Below are 5,722 nucleotides of genomic sequence, written 5' to 3'. Positions count from 1 at the left end.
CTGGATGCCTTGTTTCTGGGATTCATCATGTTTGCCTTAATCGTTGAGTCTCTTAAATAGTGTTAACAGGCCCTAGGCGAGGGGATCCCCCTCCCCCCAAAACAAACAGCAGATAGAGTCAACAGCCCTTGGGCGAGGGCTTCCCCTTCCCCCCAAAACAAACGACCGCTTACGTCGTGACGGTGCCGGTATCGAGCCAGTAGCCTTCGTCGAGCTGCAGGGTCTGCAGGCGCACTTCCAGATCCCGCACGTTGACGCTGTCGCCGCGGGCGTTGGTGACGCTGTCGATGGTGAATTCCCCTTCGGTGCGGCGGTCGCGGTCCTCGGGGCGGGGGTCGTCGTCCCACTGTCCTTCCACGGAGAGGCGCAGCTCCACGGTATAGGGCAGCTTGCCCGCGGCGGCGGCGCGTGCGGCCTCGGTGGCGAAGGTCAGCAGGTGGTAACGGGTGGTGGGCCAGCGTTCCACGGCAAGCTGACGGTAGCCGATGGTCAGGGGGCCGTTGAAGGAGACCGCATGGCTGAGCTCCGTCTCCTCCTTGCTGTCCACGTCCACGGTGAACCAGACCTTGGGGGCGGAGAGCTTGCTGTTGATGTCCAGCTCCCCGATGTATCGGGCGGTGGAGGTGAGCCGCAGCGCGCCGGAATCGAAGGAGAAGCCTTCCAGATGACCTTCGGCCAGGGCGCAGAGGATGGCCCCGACGACCACGGTGGTCTTGGGGTCGGTGATGCGGCCGAGCACATCGGCAAAGGGATACCAGTTGCCGACATGGTATTGCCGCATGGGCAGGATGCGGTCCGGCGGCACGGGCAGTTTGGAGAGCACCTGCGCCACCACGCCGTTCCAGGCGCTGGGGCGGCCGGTGAGCAGGAGCACGTCGCAGTCATAGAGATGCACCAGTTCGCAGAGTGCCGAGAGCGTGGGGCCGAGGGTGGTGCGGATGGTCGTGTCCACAGCGGCGGGATTGATGGTGATGGGCACGTCCAGCATGTTGAAATTCTCGATCTGCGGGGCATGCCGCCGCACCATGCGGGCAACGGCGTCCAGGATGGCCGCCTGGGGGCAGGGAGCGCGCCGGGCGGGCACAAAGCCCGTTGCCGTGTCCCTGTCTTCATCGGTTCCCGTGCCGGTGTGGAAGAAGTCGCGCAGGGTGCAGGTCTGCACGCTGTTGCCGTCTTCCGTGGATTCGCAGGTGGCCAGCAGACCCAGCGCCACGGGGACGGCGATCTGCCGCACGAGGCGCATGCGGGTATTGCGGTCCTCCTGCGAGATGCCGATGGCATCCCTGCCGAAGAGCTGGGCCAGCAGGGCCGCCGGCTCGCTGAGGCCGCGGGCCGTCAGGGCGTCCTTGATCGCCGGGATGACGTGGTTGGCCACCACTTCTCGCAGCACTTCGTCCCCGGCCACGTTGAAGCCGTCCCGGAAGGCCGTATGGGGGACGATGCGGGCGGTCTCGCCCTCGCTGCTGGCCAGTTCGTATGTGGTGATGGAAAGGTCGGTCGTGCCGCCGCCGATGTCGATGGAGGCCACGCGCACGCAGGGGCGGTCGCCGCAGGCGGCGCGGGGCTTGCCCAGCAGGCGGAAGAGGTGGTGGGCGTCGCCGTGCTGTTTCACGGCCAGCTCGTTGTAGAGATAGACGAGCTGCGAGCAGCTGGCCTCATCCCAGTCGCAGCGTACCTGCGGGCTGCGGCGGTAATCGTTGATGGTGGGGGCGTTCTTAAGGTTGCCGGGCACGAACCACTGAGACCAGCCGAGCCCCTCCCAGATGACGCGCACGGCCCAGAGCACCCAGCGCCGGAAGATGCGCTTTTCGGCCACGGGCATGGCGGTGGGCACGGTGAAGATGAGCCGCCGCAGACGGCGCGGCACATTGGGCAGCTCGCGGCGGGAGCGGATGGCCGGGGAGTTGATGGTGATGAGGGCCTGGGTGATGATCTCGCCCATCATAAACATCATAAGCGAGGAGCGCGTGAAGAGGGATTCGAAAATGGGCTCCGGCTGCTGCTTCTTGAGGGCCGCGCTGCGTTTGAAGAGCGGATCGTCGAAGCAGGCAAGCGGCGTGCCCTGCGGGTTGAGCTGGCGGGCAAAGAGGCCGCGGCTGACCATAGGCTCGCTCTTGCCGCCGGTATTGAAGCGCCAGGTCTGCTGCCACGGGCGCTCGTCCCAGAGGTAGCGCTTGGGGCTGGACATGCCGGTGCTGCCCTCGGCGCAGACGGCCTGCGTGGCCAGACGGGCCGCCTCCGGCCCGATGCGTACGGCGGACGGCCAGGCAAAGGCCGGCGTCTGTCGCCCGGAGCGGCGGCTGAGGGCGTCGTTGCCGAAAAGGGCGTCCACGAATTCCACGCGGGTCTCGAAGGGTTCGGCGTAGACATGCTGGGGCTGGTCGAGGTCGCGCAGCTCCAGCAGGTAGCTGTCGTTGAGATTGGTGGGCCGCTGGGGCAGGGTCTCCACCAGGATGCCCGTGGTGCGGGAGTTGCCGATGTCGAGGATGAAGTCCACATCCACTGGCGTGTCGCGGTCGGGATTGATGACCTGCACGGCCAGATCGTCCAGCGCAAGGCGCACCGCCTCGAGCCAGGTGAGGTAGCTGGCAAGGTGCTCCAGCACATAGGGGGAATCGTCGCGCCACGCGCCGTGGCCGCGGTACTTGCTCTGCCGGTAATCGCCGTAGATGCCGGACAGCCATTCGTCTATCCAGGGCTCGTTGAGGAACCAGGAATTGTCGCGCACATGATGGGCCAGCAGAAAATGCCCGTGCGCGGCCACATCCTGCGGCGAGAGGGCGAAGTAGCGGTCGCCCTCGGCCGGGCGTTCCTCCACCTGCGTGTCGAAGGCGATGACGACGCGTGCCTGATCGGGCGGGCAGCCCTCGCGCGTGACATAGGCGCGCGACCAGTTGGACGGGCCGTACTCAAAGCGGCGGCAGCCGTCGGGCCAGAGCTGATCCAGCGTACGCAGGAAGGGGACGGGCAGCCAGCGTCCTTCCCAGATGTCCAGACAGCGCTCGGCGTTGATGTCGTAATCCGGTTCGCAGGGCTGGGCGGTGAGCTGGTCGATGAAGCCGCCGTCGCTCTCCGCAAGGCAGCGCAGATAATGGCGGTAACGGCCCGCGCCGTCGTCGGCGGGCTTTTTTTCTTCCCGGAAATGCCGGCGAAGTTTCCTGAGCGCATCCACCGGCACGCTCAGATCCAGGAATTGCGGGCAGCCGCCGGGAATGATGCTGACCGGGGAGAGGTAGCGCGGCAAAGTCTCCATGTGCATATCCTTTACTGTTTTCTGAATCGGGCCGTCCAGCGGGTATTGTCGCTGTCATGTTCCCGACCCTTGCAGAGGGTGGAACGGCCGGAGCCGGTGCAGTCGATGCTGTGGGGCACGAAGCGGGTGCCGTCGGGGCATTCGGCGTAGGGGGACTCCATGTGCAGGCGGTTGCCCTGGAAGCGGGCCCGGCCCGGCCCCACGCAGCTTTCCCGGCCTTCCACATGTTCGTAGCGCTTGCCGTTGCCGTTTTTGTCAAAACAGTATTCCACGACCACCGGCTTGCCGGAAGGGACGGCGGTCAGGCCTGTTTCGCTGGCCCAGCAGCCTTCGAGGAATCCCAGATCCTTTTCCCGGGCGGCATCCTTGGGGATCTCCATGCTGTCGCCCTTGCGCGGCTTGGGCGCGGGTTTGGGTTTGGGTTCGGGTTTGGGCGCGGGCGCGGGAGCCTCGCGAGGGCTTTCGCCGAAAAAGGGTTCCACGGTGGCCGGCGCGGGGGCGGGGGACGCCGCGGGCGGGTCGCACAGGGAGGTGCGTTCCTGCAACTGCCGGTAGAGGGCCTCGAGCTCCGCTTCCTGCAGCGAGCCGCGCTGTTTTTCCCGTTCCAGCACCTTGCCATCCGGCTGCGGCAGGCAGGCGGCGGGCAGGGGCGACGGCAGCAGGCCGAATGCGGCCAGCGCGAGCCAGAGCAGCAGCAGGAGGAGCAGCAGCGGCAGCAGCCAGCGGAGGCAGCCGCCCGGCACGCCGGGAGCGTCGGCTGTGGGGATGGTCCCGGACGCTGGCGGTAGGGGAGCGGCGGGCGGTGTCAGGCCCGGACGGGAAAGGTCCTGCGCCTGCGCGCCCGGTCGGGCGGGCGCGAAGCCCCAGTTGATGAGGACAGGCTCGCCGTCCACGCTCCAGAGATCGTCCTCTCCCGCATGTTGCACCACCAGGGGCAGCATCTCGTCGGCGATGCCGGCGGCATCGGGGGCGGCGGCGCGCTGTCGCGCGAGATCGGCAATGGCGGCGGCGTAGCGGAAAGCCTTTTCCCGCACGGCCTGCGCCGCTTCCGGCGGCAGGGCGCTGACCGGCTGTGCCTCGCCCTCGCGCTCGCTGTACCAGTCGATGTGCCGCTGTTCGGCGTCATGCTGGGGTTCGGCCAGCAGGGCGGCACAGCGCGGCCCCAGCGCGCGGCTGATGATGCTGTGCAGCTGCTGGCGGCAGTCCGTGGCAAAGATGCCGCGTACCGCCAGCGCCTGCATGTCGCCGCGGTCCGTGCGGGCAAGATGGGTCTGCGCGAGGGCCATGCCTTAGCCTCCCGTCGAAGCGGCGGGGCTCTCCCTGGGGGAGGCGGGCGTTGCCGGGGGGGACGTGCTCTCCGCCTTCTTTCCCGCCTTCGCGTCGGCCTTCCCGGCGTCGCCGGCCGGCTGAGGCGCGGTCTCCGCGGCGGGGCCGGCCTCACGATAGCCTACCTTCCATTGCTGGAGAAGGCGGGCCACCGCGCTGCTGACCACGGCGATGCTGGATTGCCGGTAGGATTCGCCGTCCAGCTTGATGAAGGTGTTGATGCCCACGACCTGTCCGGCCTGGTTGACCAGCGGGCCGCCGCTGCTGCCCTGCGACACCGTGGCCGAATGCACGATGATGGCGGGATCGCGCTCCTGCACCACATTGACCGAACCGTCGGAATAGACCACCTCCGGCACGGACGCGGCATTGCCTTCCAGCAGGGCCTTGAACTTGGGATCATCGCCGGTGACCGCGCCGGGGAAGCCCCAGGCGCTCACCCGTTCGGTGCGCTGCACGCTGAAGCAGAAGGACAGCGGGGTGATGGGCGCGGGGGCCTCCAGCTCCAGCACGGCGACATCGTACCCGCCCTCTTCGATGCGATGGGAGATGCGGGTCGCCAGCACCTTGCCGGTGGCCTTGTTGGTGACGAGGGCCTGCGCGGCGTCGCCCACCACATGCCCGTTGGTGACGATGTGCCGTTGCGAGATGAAGAAGCCCGAGCCCATGGAAAGTCCGTGCGACTGCTGGGCAAGGACGAGCACCGTCCCCTGTTCCAGCAGATGGGGCAGGGTGTCGGCCCGCGTGGCGGGCGTCACTTCCTGCCGGGGAGGCTGGGCGGGCGGCAGAGGAGCCTGTGGCGGTTGCGCCTCGGCATCGCCGCCCTTCGAAGCGGACGGTTCAGCGGGATCGCCGGGCAGCATGAGCGGCATGCCGGGAACGCCCGCCGGGGGCGGCGGCAGGGTGGGCAGTTTTTCCTTGATGACGCAGGGGTCCTGCGCGAGCAGATCCCGCAGCATCTTCAGGTAGGCCTCCAGCGCGTCGTTGCGTTCCCGCACGGCGGCCAGTTCGGCCTGTTGCCGGGCTTCCAGCTCCCGGGCGGTCTGCCACTGGCGGTAGAAGTGCCAGCCGAGCAGCGCCAGCAGACGATTGCCCTCGGCATCCCGAAAAATAGCCTGATAGAGCACAGCCGTCATGGGTACC

The 5,722-nt window shown here is 67.8% G+C and carries 3 protein-coding genes; all 3 read right to left on the bottom strand.

All coding sequences use genetic code 11. The features are described 5' to 3' along the window. Positions 1-169: 169 nt before the first annotated feature. A complete protein-coding gene (locus tag Q0J54_RS11855) occupies positions 170-3,253 on the bottom strand; it encodes a virulence factor SrfB (protein ID WP_296305953.1) in 3,084 nt (1,027 codons plus the stop codon). An 11-nt stretch (positions 3,254-3,264) separates the two neighbouring features. Then, a complete protein-coding gene (locus Q0J54_RS11850) occupies positions 3,265-4,539 on the bottom strand; it encodes a hypothetical protein (protein ID WP_296305952.1) in 1,275 nt (424 codons plus the stop codon). Positions 4,540-4,542: 3 nt separating this feature from the next. Beyond that, a partial coding sequence (locus tag Q0J54_RS11845) for a trypsin-like peptidase domain-containing protein (protein ID WP_296305951.1) occupies positions 4,543-5,722 on the bottom strand: 1,180 nt, incomplete at its 5' end.

This window comes from uncultured Desulfovibrio sp., assembly GCF_944324935.1.
In the GTDB taxonomy this organism is placed as follows: domain Bacteria; phylum Desulfobacterota; class Desulfovibrionia; order Desulfovibrionales; family Desulfovibrionaceae; genus Desulfovibrio.
The sequence above is the reverse complement of the archived record's forward strand: the minus strand, read 5'-3'. Positions and strand labels throughout refer to the sequence as shown.

Excerpts from the sequence above, each read along its gene's own strand:
- Q0J54_RS11855 (WP_296305953.1), bottom strand. The coding sequence starts at position 3,253 with ATGGAGACTTTGCCGCGCTACCTCTCCCCGGTCAGCATCATTCCCGGC.
- Q0J54_RS11850 (WP_296305952.1), bottom strand. The coding sequence starts at position 4,539 with ATGGCCCTCGCGCAGACCCATCTTGCCCGCACGGACCGCGGCGACATG.